16 protein-coding genes are annotated in these 18,102 nt (G+C 72.9%); 6 read left to right on the top strand and 10 right to left on the bottom strand.

What is annotated here, in order from left to right:
- Positions 1-111: 111 nt before the first annotated feature.
- Entirely contained in the window at positions 112-918 is an 807-nt protein-coding gene (locus tag ACIQV3_RS34725) for an alpha/beta fold hydrolase (RefSeq protein ID WP_403719623.1), read from the top strand.
- A 176-nt stretch (positions 919-1,094) separates the two neighbouring features.
- The gene (locus tag ACIQV3_RS34720; protein WP_403719622.1) at positions 1,095-1,793 is read left to right on the top strand and encodes a (2Fe-2S)-binding protein; all 699 of its coding nucleotides are present in this window, start codon (positions 1,095-1,097) and stop codon (positions 1,791-1,793) included.
- Between the two features lie 101 nt (positions 1,794-1,894).
- Here ACIQV3_RS34720 and ACIQV3_RS34715 read toward each other — a convergent pair whose 3' ends face one another.
- Positions 1,895-3,706 (bottom strand): S8 family peptidase, encoded by a 1,812-nt coding sequence (locus ACIQV3_RS34715; protein ID WP_403719620.1) that lies wholly within the window; start codon positions 3,704-3,706, stop codon positions 1,895-1,897.
- 228 nt (positions 3,707-3,934) lie between these two features.
- Entirely contained in the window at positions 3,935-5,287 is a 1,353-nt protein-coding gene (locus tag ACIQV3_RS34710; RefSeq protein WP_403719618.1) for a cation:dicarboxylate symporter family transporter, read from the bottom strand.
- Positions 5,288-5,413: 126 nt separating this feature from the next.
- Between ACIQV3_RS34710 and ACIQV3_RS34705 the strand changes: the two genes are divergently transcribed.
- Together ACIQV3_RS34705 and ACIQV3_RS34700 are read left to right on the top strand one after the other, a co-directional pair.
- Entirely contained in the window at positions 5,414-7,015 is a 1,602-nt protein-coding gene (locus tag ACIQV3_RS34705) for an ATP-binding protein (RefSeq protein ID WP_403719616.1), read from the top strand.
- Positions 7,012-7,734: a response regulator gene (locus ACIQV3_RS34700; RefSeq protein ID WP_243332215.1), complete on the top strand. Its 723-nt coding sequence runs from the start codon at positions 7,012-7,014 to the stop codon at positions 7,732-7,734. Before ACIQV3_RS34705 ends, ACIQV3_RS34700 begins: the two co-directional genes overlap by 4 nt.
- Here the strand turns inward: ACIQV3_RS34700 and ACIQV3_RS34695 are convergent.
- From ACIQV3_RS34695 to ACIQV3_RS34685, 3 genes are all read right to left on the bottom strand, one after another.
- Complete coding sequence (locus ACIQV3_RS34695) at positions 7,674-8,537, bottom strand: tyrosinase family protein (protein WP_403719614.1); 864 nt, start codon at positions 8,535-8,537, stop codon at positions 7,674-7,676. The genes ACIQV3_RS34700 and ACIQV3_RS34695 overlap by 61 nt on opposite strands.
- Complete coding sequence (locus tag ACIQV3_RS34690) at positions 8,537-8,941, bottom strand: tyrosinase cofactor (protein ID WP_403719612.1); 405 nt, start codon at positions 8,939-8,941, stop codon at positions 8,537-8,539. Before ACIQV3_RS34690 ends, ACIQV3_RS34695 begins: the two co-directional genes overlap by 1 nt.
- A 190-nt stretch (positions 8,942-9,131) precedes the next feature.
- The gene (locus ACIQV3_RS34685; RefSeq protein ID WP_403719610.1) at positions 9,132-9,368 is read right to left on the bottom strand and encodes a hypothetical protein; all 237 of its coding nucleotides are present in this window, start codon (positions 9,366-9,368) and stop codon (positions 9,132-9,134) included.
- Positions 9,369-9,614: 246 nt separating this feature from the next.
- Between ACIQV3_RS34685 and ACIQV3_RS34680 the strand changes: the two genes are divergently transcribed.
- Positions 9,615-11,006 carry a glutamate decarboxylase gene (locus tag ACIQV3_RS34680; protein ID WP_403719607.1) on the top strand — a complete coding sequence of 464 codons (1,392 nt, stop codon included), beginning with the start codon at positions 9,615-9,617 and terminating at the stop codon, positions 11,004-11,006.
- A gap of 24 nt (positions 11,007-11,030) precedes the next feature.
- Here the strand turns inward: ACIQV3_RS34680 and ACIQV3_RS34675 are convergent, their stop codons facing one another.
- The 5 genes from ACIQV3_RS34675 to ACIQV3_RS34655 all read right to left on the bottom strand — a co-directional run bounded on the left by ACIQV3_RS34675 (position 11,031) and on the right by ACIQV3_RS34655 (position 16,967).
- Positions 11,031-13,580, bottom strand: coding sequence for a Helicase associated domain protein (locus tag ACIQV3_RS34675; protein WP_403719605.1), 2,550 nt, complete (start codon positions 13,578-13,580; stop codon positions 11,031-11,033).
- A 177-nt stretch (positions 13,581-13,757) separates the two neighbouring features.
- Entirely contained in the window at positions 13,758-15,458 is a 1,701-nt protein-coding gene (locus ACIQV3_RS34670) for a sigma-70 family RNA polymerase sigma factor (RefSeq protein ID WP_403719604.1), read from the bottom strand.
- A 76-nt stretch (positions 15,459-15,534) separates the two neighbouring features.
- On the bottom strand, positions 15,535-15,936 hold the full coding sequence (locus ACIQV3_RS34665) for a DUF4180 domain-containing protein (RefSeq protein WP_403719602.1): 402 nt from the start codon (positions 15,934-15,936) through the stop codon (positions 15,535-15,537).
- The gene (locus ACIQV3_RS34660) at positions 15,929-16,432 is read right to left on the bottom strand and encodes a helix-turn-helix domain-containing protein (RefSeq protein WP_403719600.1); all 504 of its coding nucleotides are present in this window, start codon (positions 16,430-16,432) and stop codon (positions 15,929-15,931) included. The genes ACIQV3_RS34665 and ACIQV3_RS34660 overlap by 8 nt, the downstream gene beginning before the upstream one ends.
- Before the next feature lie 49 nt (positions 16,433-16,481).
- Positions 16,482-16,967, bottom strand: coding sequence for an alpha/beta fold hydrolase (locus tag ACIQV3_RS34655; protein ID WP_403719599.1), 486 nt, complete (start codon positions 16,965-16,967; stop codon positions 16,482-16,484).
- A gap of 71 nt (positions 16,968-17,038) precedes the next feature.
- On the opposite strand from ACIQV3_RS34655, the gene ACIQV3_RS34650 reads away from it, so the two are divergent.
- Complete coding sequence (locus ACIQV3_RS34650) at positions 17,039-18,079, top strand: S66 peptidase family protein (RefSeq protein ID WP_403719597.1); 1,041 nt, start codon at positions 17,039-17,041, stop codon at positions 18,077-18,079.
- The last annotated feature ends 23 nt before the right edge of the window (positions 18,080-18,102 follow it).

The raw sequence follows: 18,102 nt of genomic DNA, 5'->3' as shown, positions 1-18,102 counted from the left end.
TGGTTGCACAGTCTGCGTCCCTGACGTCGCCCCCAGTGCAAAACACGGGTGAAAGGCAACGGGCTGTCAGGTGAACGCGAGTGGCTCAATGTAGCCCCTTAGGGTCCTTCCATGAACCCCCAAATTGGCAATGGCGTGACACTCTTTTTCGAGGACTTGGGTCCCCGCGACGGAGCCCCCGTAATCCTGATCCACGGACATCCGCATCGCCACTCGATGTGGTCCCCCCAGACGGCCGCACTGACCACGGCCGGTTACCGCGTGATTACCCCTGACCTGCGGGGATACGGGCAAAGTCCGGTGCTGCCGGGTAAAACCCTGCTCGCTGACTTCGCCGATGATCTGGTCGCTCTCCTCGACCGTCTGGACGTCGAACAAGCGGTCGTCGTCGGTGTGTCCATGGGCGGGCAGATCGCCATGGAGATGCGGCTCGGCCACCCGGCCCGCGTGCGGGCCCTCGTCCTCTCCGACACCTCCGCTCCGCCGGAAACGGAAGACGGCAAAATCCTCCGCCGGAACCTTGCCGAGCGGCTCCTCGCGGAGGGAATGAAGCCCTATGCCGACGAAGTCATCGACAAGATGCTGGCGCCGTACAACGTGACCGGGATGCCGGAGGCCGCGGCCGAGGTCACCGCGATGATGTACGCCACCGACCCCGAGGGTGCCGCCGCCGCCCTGCGCGGGCGGGCCGAGCGGCCCGACTACGCTCCGGTGCTCGCGGCGCTGCCGGCCGAGGTGCCCTGCCTGATCGTGGTCGGCCGGGACGACGTCTACACCCCGGTCGCCGAGGCCGAGTCCCTGCACGCGCTCGTTCCGCACTCGGTGCTCGCCGTGGTGGAGCGGGCCGGGCACCTGCCGGGCGTGGAGCAGCCGGAGGCCTTCAACCGGGCGCTGCTGGAGTTCCTCGCGGGCATCTGACCGGCGCGCCGGCCTGTGGCCCCCGACCGGCCCCGGACGGGCGGATGACCGCCCGGGCCGGTCGGCGCCCTCTGCATCGCCTCCGACGGCGTGGCGGCCGGGGCCTCCCGGGCCTCCGCCGAGGAGGCCGCTCCGGCGAGGTCCGGCGAGGTTCGGTGCGGTGAGATCATCGGCAGATGGACACGGACCCCGGGATGGACGGCGTACTGCGGCAGTTGGGCTCCGTCGGGCCCTTCTTCACCGTGGCGTACGGGAAGGAGCCGCCCGGCCCCGGCTTCGGGCCGCTCGACGAGCTGTACGGGGAGCGGCTCGGGGCCTACGTCGGCGAAGTCGGGCGGCGGATCGGGACCGGGCCCGGCCGGGTGGCGGCTTCGACCGCGCAGTTCGGGATCGTGTCGCGGCTCTGGTCGCTCGCGCTCGGCTGCGCCGTCCTGTCCGGGCGGGTGCCGGACCTGCGCCCCGGCGGCTTGTGGTGGCGGCTGCCCGGAGCGGGATCGCTCGAGCTGTGGCTGCCCGAGCCCGCCGAACTCCCCGGGGAAACCCCGGAGCGGGCCCTCGCGGACTCCGTGCTCGGCAACCTCGCGGTGCTCGACACGGCGCTGCGCGAGCGGTTCGGCGTCTCGCCGCGGGTGCTGCGCGGGAACGCCGCCTCCGGGCTGGTCGGCGCCGTCCGGGTGCTCACGGACCGGGTGCCGGGGGAGTCGGCCGCGCTGCTGGCCGCCGGGCTCCTCGCCGACGGCGGCCCGCTCGAGGGGACCGGCACCTACCTCCACGAACCCGGCCTCGGGGTGGCCTTCGCCCGCCGCAGCTGCTGCCTGTACTACAAGGTGCCCGGCGGCGGACTCTGCGGGGACTGCGTCCTGCGGACCAAGTAGACGGCAAGGGGCCACCGGGCGCGGCGTACCGCTCCCGATGGCCCCCGTAGGCCCTCGACGCCCTGCTGATCGGAAGGTCAGCAGATCAGAAGGTCAGCAGATCAGAAGGTCAGGTTCCAGGCGTCGATCTTGCCTGTGTCCTGGCTGGCGTTGTCGTTCACGCGCAGCGTCCACACCCCGTTGGCGACCTCGGAGGAGGCGTTGACGGTGAAGGTCTGGACGATGTTGTCCGCGCTGCCGCCGGTCCGGTTGCTCAGGACGTAGACGGAGCCGTCCGGAGCCACGAGGTCGACCTTGAGGTCACCGATGTAGGTGTGCTTGATGTCCACGCCCACTTTGAGGGTGGCCGGCGCGTTGCCGGTCACTCCGCTGACGGTGATGGCACTGTTCACGGTCGCGTTGTCGGTGATCGCGACGTCGGTGAGGTTCTCGAAGTACTTGCCGGGCGGCGGGGTCGAGCCGCCGACCGCCTTCAGCGCGTCGACCTGGCCCTCTCCGAAGAACCCGTTGTTGGCCGTGGTGCCCTTGCAGCGGCTGTCCGACGGGCAGGCGGTGTCGTTGGCCTGGGTGGCCAGCGCGGTGCGGATCTGCGCCGGGGTGAAGGTCGGGTTGGCGCTGGCGATGAGCGCCGCGACGCCCGCGACGTGCGGGGAGGCCATCGACGTACCGCTCATGGAGCTGTAACCGCCGCCCGGCACGGTGGAGTAGACGTTGCTGCCCGGCGCCGCGACGTCGATGACGCCCTGGCCGAAGTTGGAGAACGAGGCCTTGGTGGTTCCGGTGCCGTTGGCCGCGACCGTGACCACGCCCGGGAGCTCGGTCGGGATGTCGAGGCAGGCGTTGGTGATGGTCCGGGTGGTCGGCGTCGAGTCGTTGGGGCTCGCCGAGTCGGTGGTCTTGTTGGCGAGGTCGTAGTTCTCGTTGCCCGCCGCGGCGACCTGGAGCGAGCCCTTGCTCTCCGCGTACTCCTGGGCGCGCTTGACGCCCTCGATGATCGCGGCCTGGTCGATGTTGTCCGGGCAGTTGAACTGCCACGGGTCCGTGTAATAGCTGTTGTTGGTGACCTTGAACCCGTGGTCGCCGGACCACACGAAGGCGCAGATGGTGTTCTCCGCGAAGAACAGTGAGGTCCCCGGCTCGGCCACGCGGACCGAGGAGATCTTCACGCCCGGGGCCACGCCGACGACGCCCTTGCCGTTCTTGGCGGCGGCGACGGAGCCGGCGACGTGCGTGCCGTGGGTGCCCACGTCGCGCCAGGCTCCGGCCCTGGTGTCCGGCTTGCCGTAGGCGCAGGAGGCGGAGTCCGCGGCGTTGAAGTTCGGCGCCAGGTCCTGGTGCTGGTCGTCCACGCCGGTGTCCAGGATGCCGACCTTGACGGAAGCCGAGCCGGTGGTCACGGCCCAGGCCTGGTCGGCCTTGATCTGGGTCATGTCGGCGCGCAGCGGCTCGCCGGCGGGGGTCGTCGACTGGGACGGGTTGGCGGGCAGCGCCGGGTTGTAGGCGTCGGCCGGTACGTCCGAGGTGCGCGTCGCACCGACCTTCTGGACCCCGCTGACGCCGCGCATGGTGGCGGCGAAGGTCGAGGAGGTCGAGTGGGCGACGATCACGCCGATCTGGTCGTAGTACGAGAAGACCGTGCCGCCGTTCGCCGTGACGGCCGAACGGACCGCGGAGCTGTCACCGGCGGCGGTGATCACCACGTAGGCGCGGGTGCCGGCAGCCCAGGTCGCACTCTGGGAAGTCGGCGCCGGGGCCTGGGCCTTGGCGGGGGCGGGGGCGGAGGTGCCGGGGACGCCCGCCGGAGAGACGGGCGCCGTCCCGGCGAGCGCGGCCGGGGCCCCGAAGGCCAGGGCGGCCAGGGCGGCCGCCAGTACGAGGGTGCGTCGAGGTCGGCTGGATATGTGGGGTATCAATGCGTCCTCCGAAGACGGCCCTGCGGTGCGGGTGGCACCTACCGGGCCGTACGAAACGAGTGGTGGACGCAAGATGTCAGAAGCGTGCCCCGATATGGAAGTACCTTTTACAGCTAGACGGTTGATCTGATCTTGGCTGGAAAAGGACTATCGCCCGAGGTGTCGGTACCGGCCGGGCTGGGCACCGTGGGGGCGAGCCCGGCCCGGCCGGTCCGTGGAGCGTCCCCGTCAGGCGGGGACGCCGTCCTTGGCGCCGTCCGGCTGGGCGGGCAGGACCGTGGCCTGCTCGTGTCCGTCGTCGGTGAGCGTGCTCTCGTCGAACGGCAGTCGTCCCGCCAGGACTTCGGTGGCCCGGGCCCGGTCGAACTCCTTCGTCCAGGTGCCGATCAGCACGGTGGCGATCGCGTTTCCGGCGAAGTTCGTCAGCGCCCTCGCCTCGCTCATGAACCGGTCGATGCCCACGATCAGGCCGACCCCGTCGACAAGTTCAGGCCGGTGCGACTGCAGTCCTCCGGCGAGCGTGGCCAGTCCCGCGCCGGTGACCCCGGCCGCACCCTTCGAGGCCACGATCATGAACAGCAGCAGGGAGATCTGCTCCCCCAGGGCCAGGGGCTTGCCCATCGCCTCCGCGACGAAGAGCGAGGACATCGTCAGATAGATCGCGGTCCCGTCCAGGTTGAAGGAGTAGCCGGTCGGGACCGTGATGCCGGCCACCGGCCGCGAGACGCCCACGTGTTCCATCTTCGCGATCAGCCGGGGCAGCGCCGACTCCGAGGAGGAGGTGGACAGGATCAGCAGGAACTCCCGGCCCAGGTAGCGCAGCAGGGCGAAGACGCTGATCCCCGTACACAGCCGCAGCAGTGTGCCCAGGACCACGAAGACGAAGAGCAGGCAGGTGGTGTAGAACCCGATCATGATGACCGCGAGGGACTTCAGGGCGTCCATTCCGGTCGCCCCGACCACCGCCGCGATCGCGCCGAAGGCGCCCACCGGCGCCGCCCACATGATCATCGCGAGCACCCGGAACACCAGCTTCTGCACGTGCCCGATCCCGCGCAGCACCGGTTCGCCCGCCGCGCCCATGGCCTGCAGCGCGAACCCGCACAGCAGCGCCACCAGCAGCGTCTGGAGCACCTCGCCCCCGGTGAAGGCCGACACCAGTGTCGTCGGGATGATCCCCAGCAGGAACTCGGGCGTGCTCTCCGCTCCGCCCGCCTTCGCCTGCGCCTCGCCCGCGCTGCGGGCCGCCTCGGTCAGGTGCAGCCCGCTGCCCGGATCCAGCAGGTTGCCCACGAGCAGTCCGATGGCCAGCGCCACCGTGGACATCACCATGAAGTAGCCGAGCGCCAGCCCGCCCACCGCGCCGACCTTGGCGGCCTTGCGCACCGAGCCGATGCCTAGCACGATCGTGCAGAAGATGACGGGCGAGATCATCATTTTGATGAGGTTGACGAACCCGGTGCCCAGCGGCTTGAGCTCCACGGCCGTGCCGGGTGCGGCGAAGCCGACGGCGATGCCGAGCAGCACCGCGCCGATCACCGCGATGTACAGATAATGCGTCTTGTCGCGCCTGGCGGCCACGATGCCTCCCGGTAGTGCCCTCGCCTCCCCGATGGCGAAGGCGTCCCGGGAGGACCATCGCCCGCCGCTGTGACCCCGGTCACCCTTGCGTTCATTGAGTTCACGCCCGGGTGCACACTGAGCGCCATGTTCCGCTTCCCCCGGCCGCCGCGCAGCCTCGCCGGCCAGCTCTTCGCCATGCAGGTGGTGCTCGTCGCCGCGGTCGTCGCCGGCTGCGCCGTCTTCGCTTACGCGACCGCCCGCGACCAGGCGGAGGAGGCCGCCCGGCGCCAGGCCGGAGCGGTGGCCCGCGCGGTCGCCGACTCCCCGTCGGTCCGGGACGCGGCGCGGGGGAACGGTCGCGAGGCCCTGCAGCCCTACGCGGAGCGGGTCCGCGTGGACGCGGGGGTGGACTTCGTGACGATCATGGCTCCGGACGGACGGCGCTGGACCCATCCCGACCCGATGCGCATCGGCGAACGCTTCCTCGGCAACACCGCCCCCGCCCTGCGGGGCGAGACCTTCAGCGAGACCTACACCGGCACCCTCGGCCCCTCGCTCCGGGTGGTCACCCCGATCACCGACGGCGGCCGGGTCACCGGCATGGTCGCCGCCGGCATCACCGTCCGCGCGGTCAGCGCCCGGCTCGCCGCGCGGCTCTCCGCCCTCGCCTGGGTGGCCGGCGGGGCCCTCGCCCTCGGCGGGGCGGGCACCTACGTCATCAACGCCCGGCTGCGCCGTCACACCCACGGGATGAACGCCGACGAGCTGAGCCGGATGTACGACTACCACCAGGCCGCCCTGCACGGGGTCCGTGAAGGACTGCTGATGCTCGACGGCCGGCGCCGGATCACCCTCGTCAACGACGCGGGCCGCGAACTCCTGGGCCTCCGCGGGGAGATCAAGGGGACCGGGGTGGCCGATCTGGGCCTGCCCGTCCCGCTCACCGGGGCCCTGCTCGCCGACCGGCCCCGGGTGGACGAGGTGCACCTGACCGCGGACCGGGTCCTCGTGCTCAACAGTGCGCCCGTCGCCGGCGGCGGCCGTCGCGGCACCGTGATCACCCTGCGCGACCACACCGAACTGCTGTCGCTGACGGGGGAGCTGGATCAGGAACGCGGATTCACCCGGGCGCTGCGCGCGCAGGCCCACGAGGCGGCCAACCGGCTGCACACCGTGGTCTCCCTCATCGAACTCGGCCGCAGCCGGGAAGCGGTGGACTTCGCCACCGCCGAACTGTCCCTCGCCCAGGCCCTGACCGACGAGGTGATCGCCGCCGTCGGCGAGCCGGTGCTCGTCGCCCTGCTGCTCGGCAAGGCCGCGCAGGCCCACGAACGCGGGGTCGAGCTGGTCGTCACCCCGGACAGCGGAGCCATCGGCGACGGGCCCGGCGGCCCGCCCGCGCGCGACCTCGTCACCGTCCTCGGGAACCTCGTCGACAACGCCGTCGACGCCCTCACCGGCGTGCCCGGCGGCCGGATCTCGGTCACCATCCGCCCCGACGGCCCGGCCGGCCCCCACGGACGCGGGGTGCTGATCGGCGTGGCCGACAACGGGCCCGGACTTCCCGAGGGCGCCGACGTGTTCCGGCGCGGCTGGTCGGGCAAGGGTGAGGGGCGGGGCCTGGGCCTCGCGCTGGTGCGCCAGGTGGCCCACCGGCACGGCGGGAGCGCGGACGCCGATCAACTGCCCGGCGGAGGTGCGCGGTTCACCGTACGGCTGCCGGCGCGCGGGGAGGTGGACGCATGAGCACGCCCGAGGTGCGGGTCCTCGTCGTCGAGGACGATCCGGTGGCCGCCGACGCGCACGCACTGTACGTCGGGAGGGTGCCCGGCTTCACCGCCGTCGCGGTCGTCCACTCCCTCGCCGAGGCCACCCGTGTCCTGGAGCGGACCCGGATCGACCTGCTGCTGCTCGACCTGACCCTGCCCGACGGGCACGGGCTGCGCTTCGCGCGCGGGCTGCGGGCCGCGGGCCACCCCGCCGACGTGATCGTGGTGACCTCGGCGCGGGACCTGGGGGTGGTCCGCGAGAGCGTCTCGCTCGGGGTGGTGCAGTACGTACTGAAGCCCTTCGCCTTCCCCACCCTGCGCGAACGGCTCCTGCGCTACGCCGAGTTCCGCGCGACGGCGGCGGGCGAGGCGGCCGGCCAGGACGATGTGGACCGCGCGATGGCGGCCCTTCGCTCGCCCCGGCCGGCCGAACTCCCCAAGGGGATCGGCGGCCCGACCCTGGACCGGGTCGCCGCGCTGCTGCGGGCGGCCCCCGAGGGGCTGACCGCGGGCGGGACGGCCGAGGCGGCCGGGATCTCCCGGATCACCGCCCGCCGGTACCTGGAGCACCTGGTGGACACCGGCCGCGCGGACCGCACCCCCCGGTACGGCCAGGTCGGCCGCCCCGAACTGCACTACCGCTGGCTGGCGGCGGCCCCGGCCGGCGCGGGCACCGGCTCGGTGTCGAAGGTGTAGAACTTGCGGTGGTCCAGCATGTCGGCCGGGGTCACGTCGTTCCACGGCCGCATGGTGTCGTGCAGGTCCACGACGTTCGGGGTGCCGGCGGCGGGCAGGTACGCCGACTGCGGGTGCAGCGCCTGCCAGTCGGCCCACAGCTTGTCGATGAAGGCGTGGTGCATCCAGAACACCGGGTCGTTGGGGGAGACCCCGGTGGCCATCTGGCCGCCCACCCACACGTGCACCCGGTTGTGCAGGTTGGCCCCGCGCCAGCCCTCCAGGTTGTTGCGGAAGCCGCCGGAGGAGCTGTTCCAGGGCGCCGCGTCGTAGACCGGCATCGCGAGGACGGCGTCCACCTCGGCCCTGGTCGGCAGCTGGGCCACCCCGGTGCCGAGCGCGCGGCGCAGGTAGGAGCGCCCGTCCACCCGTACGGCTATCTCCCACTTGCCCGCCGCGTACGCGAACGGTCCGTCGAGCACCTGCCCGTCCCGGGCCCGGCCGGTACCGCCGAGGAAGTCGGCGGCCCAGAGGGAGGAGCGGGCGGTCCGGTCGGCCGTCCAGTCCCAGTAGGGCAGGGCCACCGACGGATCCACCGCCTGCAGCGCCGCCTCGAACTCCAGCAGAAACCGGCGGTGCCAGGGCAGGAAGGAGGGGGAGCGGTGGCCGACCCGGTCGCCGGAGTCGGTGTCGCTCATGATGAAGCCGTTGTGCGTGGTGACGAAACGGTCGTAGCGGCCGGTGCGCTTCAGTTCGAGGAGCGCCGCGGTGAACGCCCGCTTCTCCTCGGGGGTGAGCGCGGCCTGGTTCTTGCGGATGGTCATCACATGCCGCCCATCGGGACGAGGGTGGCGCCCTGGAGCTCGCGCACGGCGGCGCGGGCGAGCGGGAGCGGGCCGGAGAAGGTCTCGTAGTGGTTGATCACGCTGATCCAGCTGCCGTCGGCGTTCCGCATCACGTGCAGTTCGCGGCCGTCTATGAGGACGGTCGGCTGACCGGGGGACTGGTGGCCGCCGTGGTGGCCCCCGTGGTCGTTCCCCCCGCCCGAGGCGGGGACGATCCGTATGCGGCGGCCCTGGTAGACCTCGTCGACGGTGCCCGCGGGGGTGGTCGGGGCGGCGGTTCGGGATCCGGTGACGGCGGCGTGCGCGGTGGCGCCTGCGAGGCCGAGGGCGGTGAGTGCGCCGGCGGTGGCGCTCAAGGCCTGTCGGCGGGTGATCTTGTTCATGGCCCGAAGAGGTATCAGGGCGCGGAGAACACAGGGCCGCTATCTGGACATGCGCGGATAAGTTGCCCGTCGAACTAGTTGGATGATCTTCCCGTCCGGACTGGCTCCAACCACCCGGACGGGAAGACCTGTGTGAAAAAGCTTAACGGACAGGAAATCCTCCGGTCGCACGGGGTGGCTATGGGAGGGGTCACACCGCGGAGTCGGCCGGAAGCCGCAGTGTGAACCGCCCTCCCGGGCCCGGTCCGGCGCCCAGCCTGCCCCGTGCGCCGCCGCGATGTCCCGCGCGATGGCCGGCCCGAGCCCGGTGGTGCACGCGCGGCTCGGCGGTCATGACGTCGATCTCCCGGACCTGGGTGCCGTCCTCGGTCTCCAGCTCCACGTCCGTGATCCTGCCGCCGGGCGCCGACTTCTCGGCGGTCGCCATGGCCCGGGCGCGGGAGGTCTTCGGGCCGCCCCGTTCGGCCGGGGCCGCCTCCGGCGCCGGCGGGCGGTGGCGCTGCCCGGGGTGTTCGCGGTGACGGTCGTACGGGCGTTCATGGGGCCCTCCCGAGCGGCTGTCTCACCGGCTGGTGATGACTCCACTCTCAAGGGCCCTCCTGAACCCTCCCTGAAGCATCCTGAAGACCACTTCAGGATGATCTGTCCCGTTCCATCCCGTTATAGTCCCGATATGGCTCTCCACGAGACGAAGGACCTGCGTGCCCGCGACGCCGAGACGGACGTGTTCGCGTCCACCCTCAGTGGCGAGATCCTCCCCAAGTACCGGATGCCCGAAGACCACTCGCCCTCCGAGGTGGTGTACCAGCTCCTCCACAACGAGCTGCTCCTCGACGGCAACGCCGCCCAGAACCTGGCCACCTTCTGCACCACCTGGTCGGACGACGGGGTCCACCGGCTGATGAACGAGTGCCTCGACAAGAACATGATCGACAAGGACGAGTACCCGCAGACGGCCGAGATCGAGGCCCGCTGCGTCAACATCCTGGCCGACCTGTGGAACGCCCCCGCCGGCACGACCGGCACCGGCTGCTCCACCACCGGCTCCAGCGAGGCCGCCATGCTCGGCGGCCTCGCCCTCAAGTGGCGCTGGCGCGAGCGCCGCCGCGCCGCCGGCCTGCCCACCGACCGGCCGAACCTGGTGTGCGGGCCGGTCCAGGTCTGCTGGGAGAAGTTCGCACGGTATTTCGACGTCGAGCTCCGCCAGCTCCCCCTGCTGCCCGGAGCCACCGGCCTGAGCCCCGAGCAGCTCGCCGCGAACGTAGACGAGAACACCATCGGCGTCGTCGCCATCCTCGGGGTCACCTACACCTGCGTCTACGAGCCCGTCGCCGAGATCGCCGCCGAACTCGACCGGATCCAGGCCGAGCACGGCTGGGACGTGCCGATCCACGTGGACGCCGCCAGCGGCGGCTTCGTGGCCCCCTTCCTCCACCCCGACGTGGTCTGGGACTTCCGGCTGCCGCGGGTGGCCTCCGTCAACACCTCCGGGCACAAGTACGGCCTCGCACCGCTGGGCGTCGGCTGGATCGTCTGGCGCACCGCCGAACTGCTCCCGGCCGACCTGGTCTTCTCCGTGGACTACCTCGGCGGGGACATGCCCACCTTCGCCCTGAACTTCTCCCGGCCGGGCGGCGAAATCATCGCCCAGTACTACCTGTTCCTGCGGCTGGGCCGGGGCGGCTACCGTCGGGTCCAGCAGGCCTGCGCCGACACCGCCCAGTACCTGGCCCGGGAGATCGAGACCATCGGCCCCTTCACCCTCCTCTACGACGGCCAGGGCGCGCTGCCCGCCGTCTCCTACCGGCTCACCGACCCGGAGGGAGCGGGCTTCACCCTCTACGACCTCTCCGACCGGCTCCGGATGCGCGGCTGGCAGGTGCCCTCGTACCCCCTGCCCGCCGAACGCGACGACACGGTCATCCAGCGGGTGCTGATCCGGCACGGGGTGACCCGGGACCAGATCGCGCTGCTCGTCGCCGACCTGCGGGGCGCCGTGGAACACCTGGTCGCACACCCGCAGCCGGTGCCCGCGGCGCCGCCCCGGTCGGGCTTCCACCACTGAGCCCAGCCGGGCACCGCCCGGCCCTCAGGACGCCGACCAGCGCATCCCCAGCTCCGTCAGCGCGGCCGTCCGCTCCGGGGTGAGGGCCGCGGCGCGGGAGCGCTGGTTGGCGATCCAGGAACCGAGGCGCAGGTCCCGGTCGCCGACCCGCTCCACGTGCGTACGGGGCACCCGCAGGTGCCGCTCGCGCTCGTGGAACCGCCGGGCCGCCTCCAAGTGCGCGGCCCACGCGTCCGCGTGCGCGACCCGGGGCTTCGGCCGGTCCGCGCCCTCGGCCGGGGTCACCCCGAGGGTGTGCTCCAGCAGCCAGCGCTGGGCCCAGGCCAGACGCTCCCAGGACGCCCGCTGCCCGCGCAGCCACACGCCGAGGTCCTCGCCCTGGACCACGGCCTCCCCGGGGCGCGCCGGGAGCCGGCCGCCCGCGTCCAGGTGGACCCGGGTCAGGTGGAAGGCCCGCTGCCAGGAGATCTCCCAGGCCGGACACCAGGAGGCGTCGACGGCCTCCAAGGCCTCCCGGCGCTCCTCCGACAGGGCCCCCGGGCCCTCCCGGCGGGCCGCCGCCCGCTGGTTCTTGACCCAGACCCCGACCGGGGCGCCGCGCCAGGTGGCGTCCACGGGAGGCAGCAGGTGACCGTGCTCGGCCGCCCAGCCGCTCGCCGCCGCTAGCCCCTCCTCGAACGCCACGTCGAAGTGGCTCCACACCATGCCCAGTTCGTCGAGCTGCGCCACCCGGCGGCGGCCGAGCGCCCCGCGGCGGTACGTGCGCCGGGCGTCCGCGATCCACTGGCCGAGCGGGAACCGGGCCAGCCCCGGCGGCCACGCGGCCGCGGCTCCCTGGTCCCCGGGGGCGGCCGCGTCCGGCTCCGCCCCTTCGGGCACCTTGAACGCGAACGGCACCTTGAGGTCCCCCGCGCGCCCGGCGTAGATCCGGGCGGCCTCCACCCCGCGCCGCCAGTGCTCGTGTTCCGGGTGCAGGACGCGCAGCCGGACGAAGGCGGCCAGCAGCGCCGGGTCGCGGGGGGTGGAGAAGCTCAGCAGGGACTGCGCGCCGCCGCGCAGCCCGGAGCCGCCCACGGACTCCGCCGCGCCCGCAGCCGCGCGCCGGCTCGGGGCCTGGGGCTGCGCCAGGGACTCGACGAGCCGGGTGTCGTGGGCCCGTAGCGCCTCCAGCAGCCGTGCGAGGTCCCCGTACGCCCGTGAGGTCAGCATCGTCTCGGGGGACTCGCCGGGCCCCAGCAGCACCGGCACCACCAGGGAGGCGACCTTGCCCTCCCCGGGCCGGATGCGCAGCGCCCGGCCGACGGCCTGCACCAGGTCGGGCATGGAACCCCGTACGTCGGCCCAGAAGACCGAGTCGCACTCCTTGGTGTCCACGCCCTCGCCCAGCACCCGGACGCTGCCGAGGAAGGCCTTGTCCGCGACCCGGTCGTCCGCGAAGGCGGCCAGCACCCGGCGCCGGTGCGCCGCCGTGTGCTGCCCGCACAGCCAGTCCGCCCAGACGGTACGGGGGTACACCGGCCGCGGGGCCCAACTCGTGCCGCGCAGCCGGGCGGCGACCGCCGGCAGACCGGCCGCGAAGGCCTCGGCCTCCTTGGTCAGGTGGTGGAAGACCAGGGTGCGCCGGAACCCCTGTTTCACGGCCGCCGTCACCAGCGCCGTCTGGAGCGCCGCGAGCCGTACCCCGCGCACGGCGTCGGAGCGCCCGTCCGGGCCGAGCAGGACGGCCGCCTGGAACTCCGGATCGGTGACATCCACGCAGACCACCCGGTAGGGCGCGCAGATGCCCCGGTCGACGGCCTCCGAGAGGGTCAGGGTGTAGCAGCGCGCGCCGAACGGCCCGTCCGGATCGTCCTCCATGGAGGCCACCAGGTCGCCGCGGCCGCGCACGCCCTCCGGCCGGCCGGAGCCCTCGGCGTACTCCTCGCTCCCGGCGGTCCCCTCGCTCCCGGCGTACGCCTCGCTCCCGGCGGGCCCGGAATCCTCGCCGTCCTGCCAGACCCGGGGCGTGGCCGTCATGTACAGGCGGCGGACCGAGGGGATCCGGACGTTGTCGTGCACCACCGCCCAGGGCTTGCCGATGCGCCCCGAGGTCCGGTGCGCCTCGTCGACCACGATCAGGTCCCAGCCGGGCAGGCCCTCGTGGTGCGCGCGTTCGATGGTGCCCAGGCCGAGCGAGGCGTACGTGGCGTACACCGTCACCCGGTCGACGGGCGGGCCCGCCCAGCCGGCCAGTTCGGCCGGGTCGGTGGTGGTGGGCACCCCCGCGTCCTCGCCGCGCAGCGAGCACACGGCGAAGGCGCGGCCGGTCCGGCCGCCCTCGCGCCAGGCCGCCGCGGTCTGCACGAGGAGGTCCAGCGAGGGGACCAGCACCAGCACCCGGCCGGCCCGCAGTTCCTCGGCCGTGTGCACGGCGACCAGCGACTTGCCGGAGCCCGTCGCCATGATGACCTGCGTACGGAGCCCGGTCCGTGGGACCCTGCGACCGGCGGGCTGTTCCAGCGCCCGCACGGCGGCGTCGACGGCCTCGCGCTGGTGCGGACGGAGCTTCTGCCTGCTGATGCGCTCCACCTCCACCGTGATCTCCCGGCGTGATCTGCCGGTTTGCTTCCAGCTCCTATCTTGCCCCCATTTTGAATCATTGCGGGCAGATCGCGCGGGCGGGGTGTGGTGGAGCGCGGCGGAGCGGGAGCGGACCGGGACGCGGACCGGGACGCGGGCCGGGATGCGGGCCGGGATGCGGGCCGGGAGTTCCTACATCCGGGCACCGAAGTTCTGCGTCCACCACGGGCCGCCGGAGCCCTGGTGGATGCCCACACCGATGTCCTTGAAGGCGCAGTTGAGGATGTTCTCGCGGTGGCCCTGGCTGTTCATCCAGGAATCCATCACCTGGGCCGCCGTCCGCTGGCCCCTCGCGATGTTCTCCCCGTAGGTCGACCAGCGGTACCCGGCGGCGGTGGTCCGCTTGCCCGGGTCCGCGCCGTCCGGGTTGGTGTGCGAGAAGAAGTCCCGCCGCGCCATGTCGTCGGAGTGCCCCTGGGCGGCCGTACGCAGCTGCGCGTTCTCCTTGAGCGGCCCGCAGCCGGCCTTCGCGCGCTCGGAGTTGACCAGGGATATCACCTGGGCGGCGGTGCTGCCGCCCGGCGGGGCGGGAGCGGGCTTCTTCGGCGGGGTGGACTTCGGGCTGGGCTTCGGGGTGGGCGTCGGGGTCGGACTCGGCGTCGGCGTCGGGCTGGGGCTCGCGCTCGGGCTGGGGCTCGGCGAGGTGCTCGCGGAGGCGGACACCGAGGGGCTCGGGGTGGGGGAGGCCGCCTCCGGGGGCAGCGCGGTCCCCGATTCCGGTGCCACGAGCGCGGCCGCGGGCGCCTCGACGGAGCCGGTGCCGGAGCCGGTGCCGGGCCGGGTGCCGAGGTAGGTCAGCCCGCCTCCCACGACACAGGCGGCGAGCACCGCTCCGCCGATCACCCGGCGCCGGCCGCGGGTGCGCCGCCGCTTGCGCAGCGAGGCGCGCCCGTCCCCGGGGCCGCCCGTGACGGCGAACTGCGGTTCGCCCGCGTTCCCGCCGCCGTCCCCGGCCGCGGCCGCGTCCCCGGCCGTTCCGTACGCCGGAGCCGGAGCCGGAGCCGAAGCGGTCGTGGCCAGGCCCGCGGAGGCGAAGCCGGAGTCCAGGGCGGCCCGTACGCCCGCGAGCAGCGCCGCCGAGACCGGCAGCAGCGCCAGCCCGGCCAGCAGTCCTTCGGCCGGGACCAGGCCGTTCCACAGCCCGCCGCACCGCAGGCACTCGCGGGCGTGCCGGGCTATTCGCTTGCGCCACAGCGCCGAGGGCAGGCCGTCCCAGCTCGCGGCCATCGCCCGCAGGTCCTCGCAGGGCGGCTGGGCGTCCAGCGCCCGCTCCACCACGCGGGCCGCCTCCAGCTGCGCCTTCATCCGCTGCACCCGTACCGCCGTGTGCTGCGGGGACAGCTCCAGTGCCTGCGCCATCTCCGCGCGCGTCAGCTCCCCGGCGCACTCCAGCCACCACAGGGACAGCAGCGCCCGGTCGTCGGGCTCCAGCCAGCGCGTCGCACGGGCCGTCTCGCGCCGCTGACCCTCCAGCTGGAGCCGTACGACGGTCAGGTCCACGAAGTCGGCGCCCGGATCGGCGAGCTCCCAGGCGGCTTCGAGGCCGCTTTCGCCCGGGGCGCTCCGGCGGGCCTGCCAGTGGGCGCGTACCCGGTTCATCGCGATCGCGACCAGCCAGGACCGGAAGCTGTGGTCGTCGCGCAGGCCGCCCAGCCCGTCGAGTGCCCGCAGCATCGTGTCCTGGACCACGTCGTCCACGTCTACGGACCCGTTCAGAGCCCGCCCGACGATGTTGTAGACCAGCGGCAAATAGGCGCTGACCAGGTCGTCCTGTGCGCGGGGATCGCCCGCGCGGGCCGCGGCGACCAGCGCTGCCGTGTGCTGAGTGCTCATAGAAAAGTCCCTGTCCGTACCGGCGCTCGATGATGCCCAATACCTGGGAGACCGTCGAGGGGGACTTCGATAACGCTTATCCGCCGAACGATTCCGCGGATGCGGAATCCCCGGCCGGGGCGAGCCGGGCGGCCAGGGCGTCGAGATCGGGCAGGAACCAGATGTGGCGGCCCTCGTTCGACTCCCGTACGAGATCGCGCAGGGCCGCACTGGTCTTCAGGTGGTGAGAGAGATCACCCACGACCACCAGGCGGACCCGGTAGTTCACGAACTTCTGCATGATCGCCCCGGCCAGCCCGCTGCGCAGGTCGAAGAATCCGGCGTCCAGCCGTTCCACCGGGACGGCGACGATGTCGGTCCGGTAGAAGGCGCCGCCGATGAGCTGGTCGAGCGCGTCCTGCTCGGTGGCGACCGTCGGGCCGTCGGCGGAGCAGACCAGGACCGGTACGCCGTGGTGTTCCACGAGGAGGTCAGCCACGGTGCACCGGCTCCGCGCGGTCGTCCAGGTGGTTCCCCATGCCGTTGCCGGGGCCGAGCACCCCGTCGATCAGGTGCAGCAGATCGGCGGTGGTGGCGGCGTCGCCGAGGATCACGATCTTCATGCGGGCCCGCTCCTTGTCGTAGACCGTCTGGACGCGCAGCGCCGCCGGAGCGGCCCGGGGGGACTGTGCGCTCGCCGTGACGAGGTTCGCGAGCCGGTTCGCCGCGTCGGGGCCGATCGCGTCGATCTGCACGATGCTCGACACCTCCACGTGCCGCCGCGGCGCCTCCCCGGCGGGGGAGGGCTCCCCGGCGCCCGGGGCGGGGCGGCTCGTCAGGGCCTCGAAGTCCGCCCGGCTGATCCGGTACTGCTTGCCGATCCGGACGGCCTTGAGCCGGCCGTCGCGCACGTAGTTCCGGACCGTCCTCACGTGCAGACCGAGCAGCTCGGCGACCTCGCCGACCGAGTACAGCTCACGTCCTTCGTCACTCATGATTCCGAATCCTACCCAAAGAAGTGCTAATGCAGGCTGATAGGGAATGTTACGGAGTCCCAGGGAGGGGGAGGAGGAGTTCGAGGAGTCGCCCGGGGGTCCGCAAGGGCAGGTAGTGATCGGCGCCCCGTGGCCACTCGTGCCCGCCGGCGGACGCCGCGATCAGCTTCAGCGACCGGACCCGCTCGGGGTGTTCCAGGGTGAAGTCGAGCGCGACCTCCCCGCCCATGCTCAAGCCGACGAGTCCCGCGCTCCGCAAGCCGAACCGGTCCAGGACCGCCAGCAGGTCGTCCTCGTAACGGAAGGGCCCGGTCGGAGGCGTCGAGCGGCCGTGGCCCCTGGCGTCGTAGCGCACCACGGTGTGGTGCCGGGCCGGCGCGGCGAAGACGCGGTCCCACAGGCGGCTGTCGTGGACCGCTCCGTGGAGCAGGACGAGCGGGGGGCCGTCCCCGGCCTTCTCGGCCGAGATGCCGCCTCCGCCGGTGACGTGGATCAACTCGGTGGTCGTGCCCCCGATGCGATCACGGCGCCGCATCCGCCGAGAGGCGTGGGGGCGCCCCGGAAATCCGCTTCGGCCGGGGGCGGTCCCGCTCCTATCATCACCGGATGACGGATCCCCGCTACCCCGCCAAGCCCTGCCCCGGAGACCGCGTCGCGGTGCTCTCCCCTTCCGCCGGCCTGCCCGAGCTCTTCCCGCAGCCCTACGAACTGGGGCTGCGCCGGCTCCGGGAGGAGTTCGCACTGGAGCCGGTGGAGTACCCGACGACCCGGAAGATGGGTGCGACGCCCCAGCAGCGGGCCGCCGATCTGCACGCGGCCTTCGCCGACCCGAGCATCAAGGCGGTGATCGCCAGCATCGGCGGCGACGACCAGATCACGCTGCTCCCGCACCTCGACGCCGACGTCCTGCGCGCCCACCCCAAGCCGTTCTTCGGCTACAGCGACAACACCAACCTGCTCCTGCACCTGAGGGACCTGGGGCTGGTCGGGTACCACGGGAGCTCCGTGATGGTCGAGCTCGGACGGCCCGGCGCCCTGCACCCGCTGACGGAGAGGTCCCTGCGGGCGGCACTGTTCACCTCCGGCGAATACGAGCTGACCGCCGCCGAAGCCAGCGGCGACGTCAACGGCCCCTGGGACGACCCCCGCACCTTCGACGCCGAACCGGAACTGGAGCCGGCCGCGGGCTGGACCTGGCACCAGGGCGACCGGGTGGTCGAGGGCAACAGCTGGGGCGGCAACCTGGAGATCATCTCCTGGCTCCTGATGGCCGACCGCGTGCGGCCCGTCGAGGAGTACGCCGGCGGGGTGCTCTTCCTGGAGACCTCGGAGGACATGCCGCGCGCCCAGGACGTCTACTGGATCTTGCGCGGCATGGGGGAGCGCGGACTGCTCCGGCAGTTCCCCGCCCTGCTGATGGGCCGGGCGAAGAGCTGGTCCTTCGAGAAGCGCTACGGGGCCGGGGAACGCGAGCGCTACCGCCGCGAGCAGCGCGAGGCGGTCCTGCGGGCCCTCGCCGAGTACGCCCCTTCCACCATGGCCGTCTTCGACGTGGACCTCGGGCACACCGACCCGCAGATCGTCATCCCCGTCGGGGGCCGGGTCCGGGTGGACGGTCCGGCCCGCCGCGTCTTCGTCACGTACTGACGGACATCCGCATCTACTACGGA

It is taken from the genome of Streptomyces sp. NPDC099050 (genome assembly GCF_044759865.1).
GTDB lineage: Bacteria > Actinomycetota > Actinomycetes > Streptomycetales > Streptomycetaceae > Streptomyces.
Note: the sequence above shows the minus strand (reverse complement) of the source record. Positions and strands in the feature narration are given on the sequence as shown.

Bases quoted from the DNA above. Each gene is read 5' to 3' on its own strand.
- ACIQV3_RS34725 (WP_403719623.1), top strand. From the start codon at position 112: ATGAACCCCCAAATTGGCAATGGCGTGACACTCTTTTTCGAGGACTTG.
- ACIQV3_RS34720 (WP_403719622.1), top strand. From the start codon at position 1,095: ATGGACACGGACCCCGGGATGGACGGCGTACTGCGGCAGTTGGGCTCC.
- ACIQV3_RS34705 (WP_403719616.1), top strand. From the start codon at position 5,414: ATGTTCCGCTTCCCCCGGCCGCCGCGCAGCCTCGCCGGCCAGCTCTTC.
- ACIQV3_RS34700 (WP_243332215.1), top strand. From the start codon at position 7,012: ATGAGCACGCCCGAGGTGCGGGTCCTCGTCGTCGAGGACGATCCGGTG.
- ACIQV3_RS34695 (WP_403719614.1), bottom strand. From the start codon at position 8,537: ATGACCATCCGCAAGAACCAGGCCGCGCTCACCCCCGAGGAGAAGCGG.
- ACIQV3_RS34690 (WP_403719612.1), bottom strand. From the start codon at position 8,941: ATGAACAAGATCACCCGCCGACAGGCCTTGAGCGCCACCGCCGGCGCA.
- ACIQV3_RS34685 (WP_403719610.1), bottom strand. From the start codon at position 9,368: ATGGCGACCGCCGAGAAGTCGGCGCCCGGCGGCAGGATCACGGACGTG.
- ACIQV3_RS34680 (WP_403719607.1), top strand. From the start codon at position 9,615: ATGGCTCTCCACGAGACGAAGGACCTGCGTGCCCGCGACGCCGAGACG.
- ACIQV3_RS34670 (WP_403719604.1), bottom strand. From the start codon at position 15,458: ATGAGCACTCAGCACACGGCAGCGCTGGTCGCCGCGGCCCGCGCGGGC.
- ACIQV3_RS34660 (WP_403719600.1), bottom strand. From the start codon at position 16,432: ATGAGTGACGAAGGACGTGAGCTGTACTCGGTCGGCGAGGTCGCCGAG.
- ACIQV3_RS34655 (WP_403719599.1), bottom strand. From the start codon at position 16,967: ATGCGGCGCCGTGATCGCATCGGGGGCACGACCACCGAGTTGATCCAC.
- ACIQV3_RS34650 (WP_403719597.1), top strand. From the start codon at position 17,039: ATGACGGATCCCCGCTACCCCGCCAAGCCCTGCCCCGGAGACCGCGTC.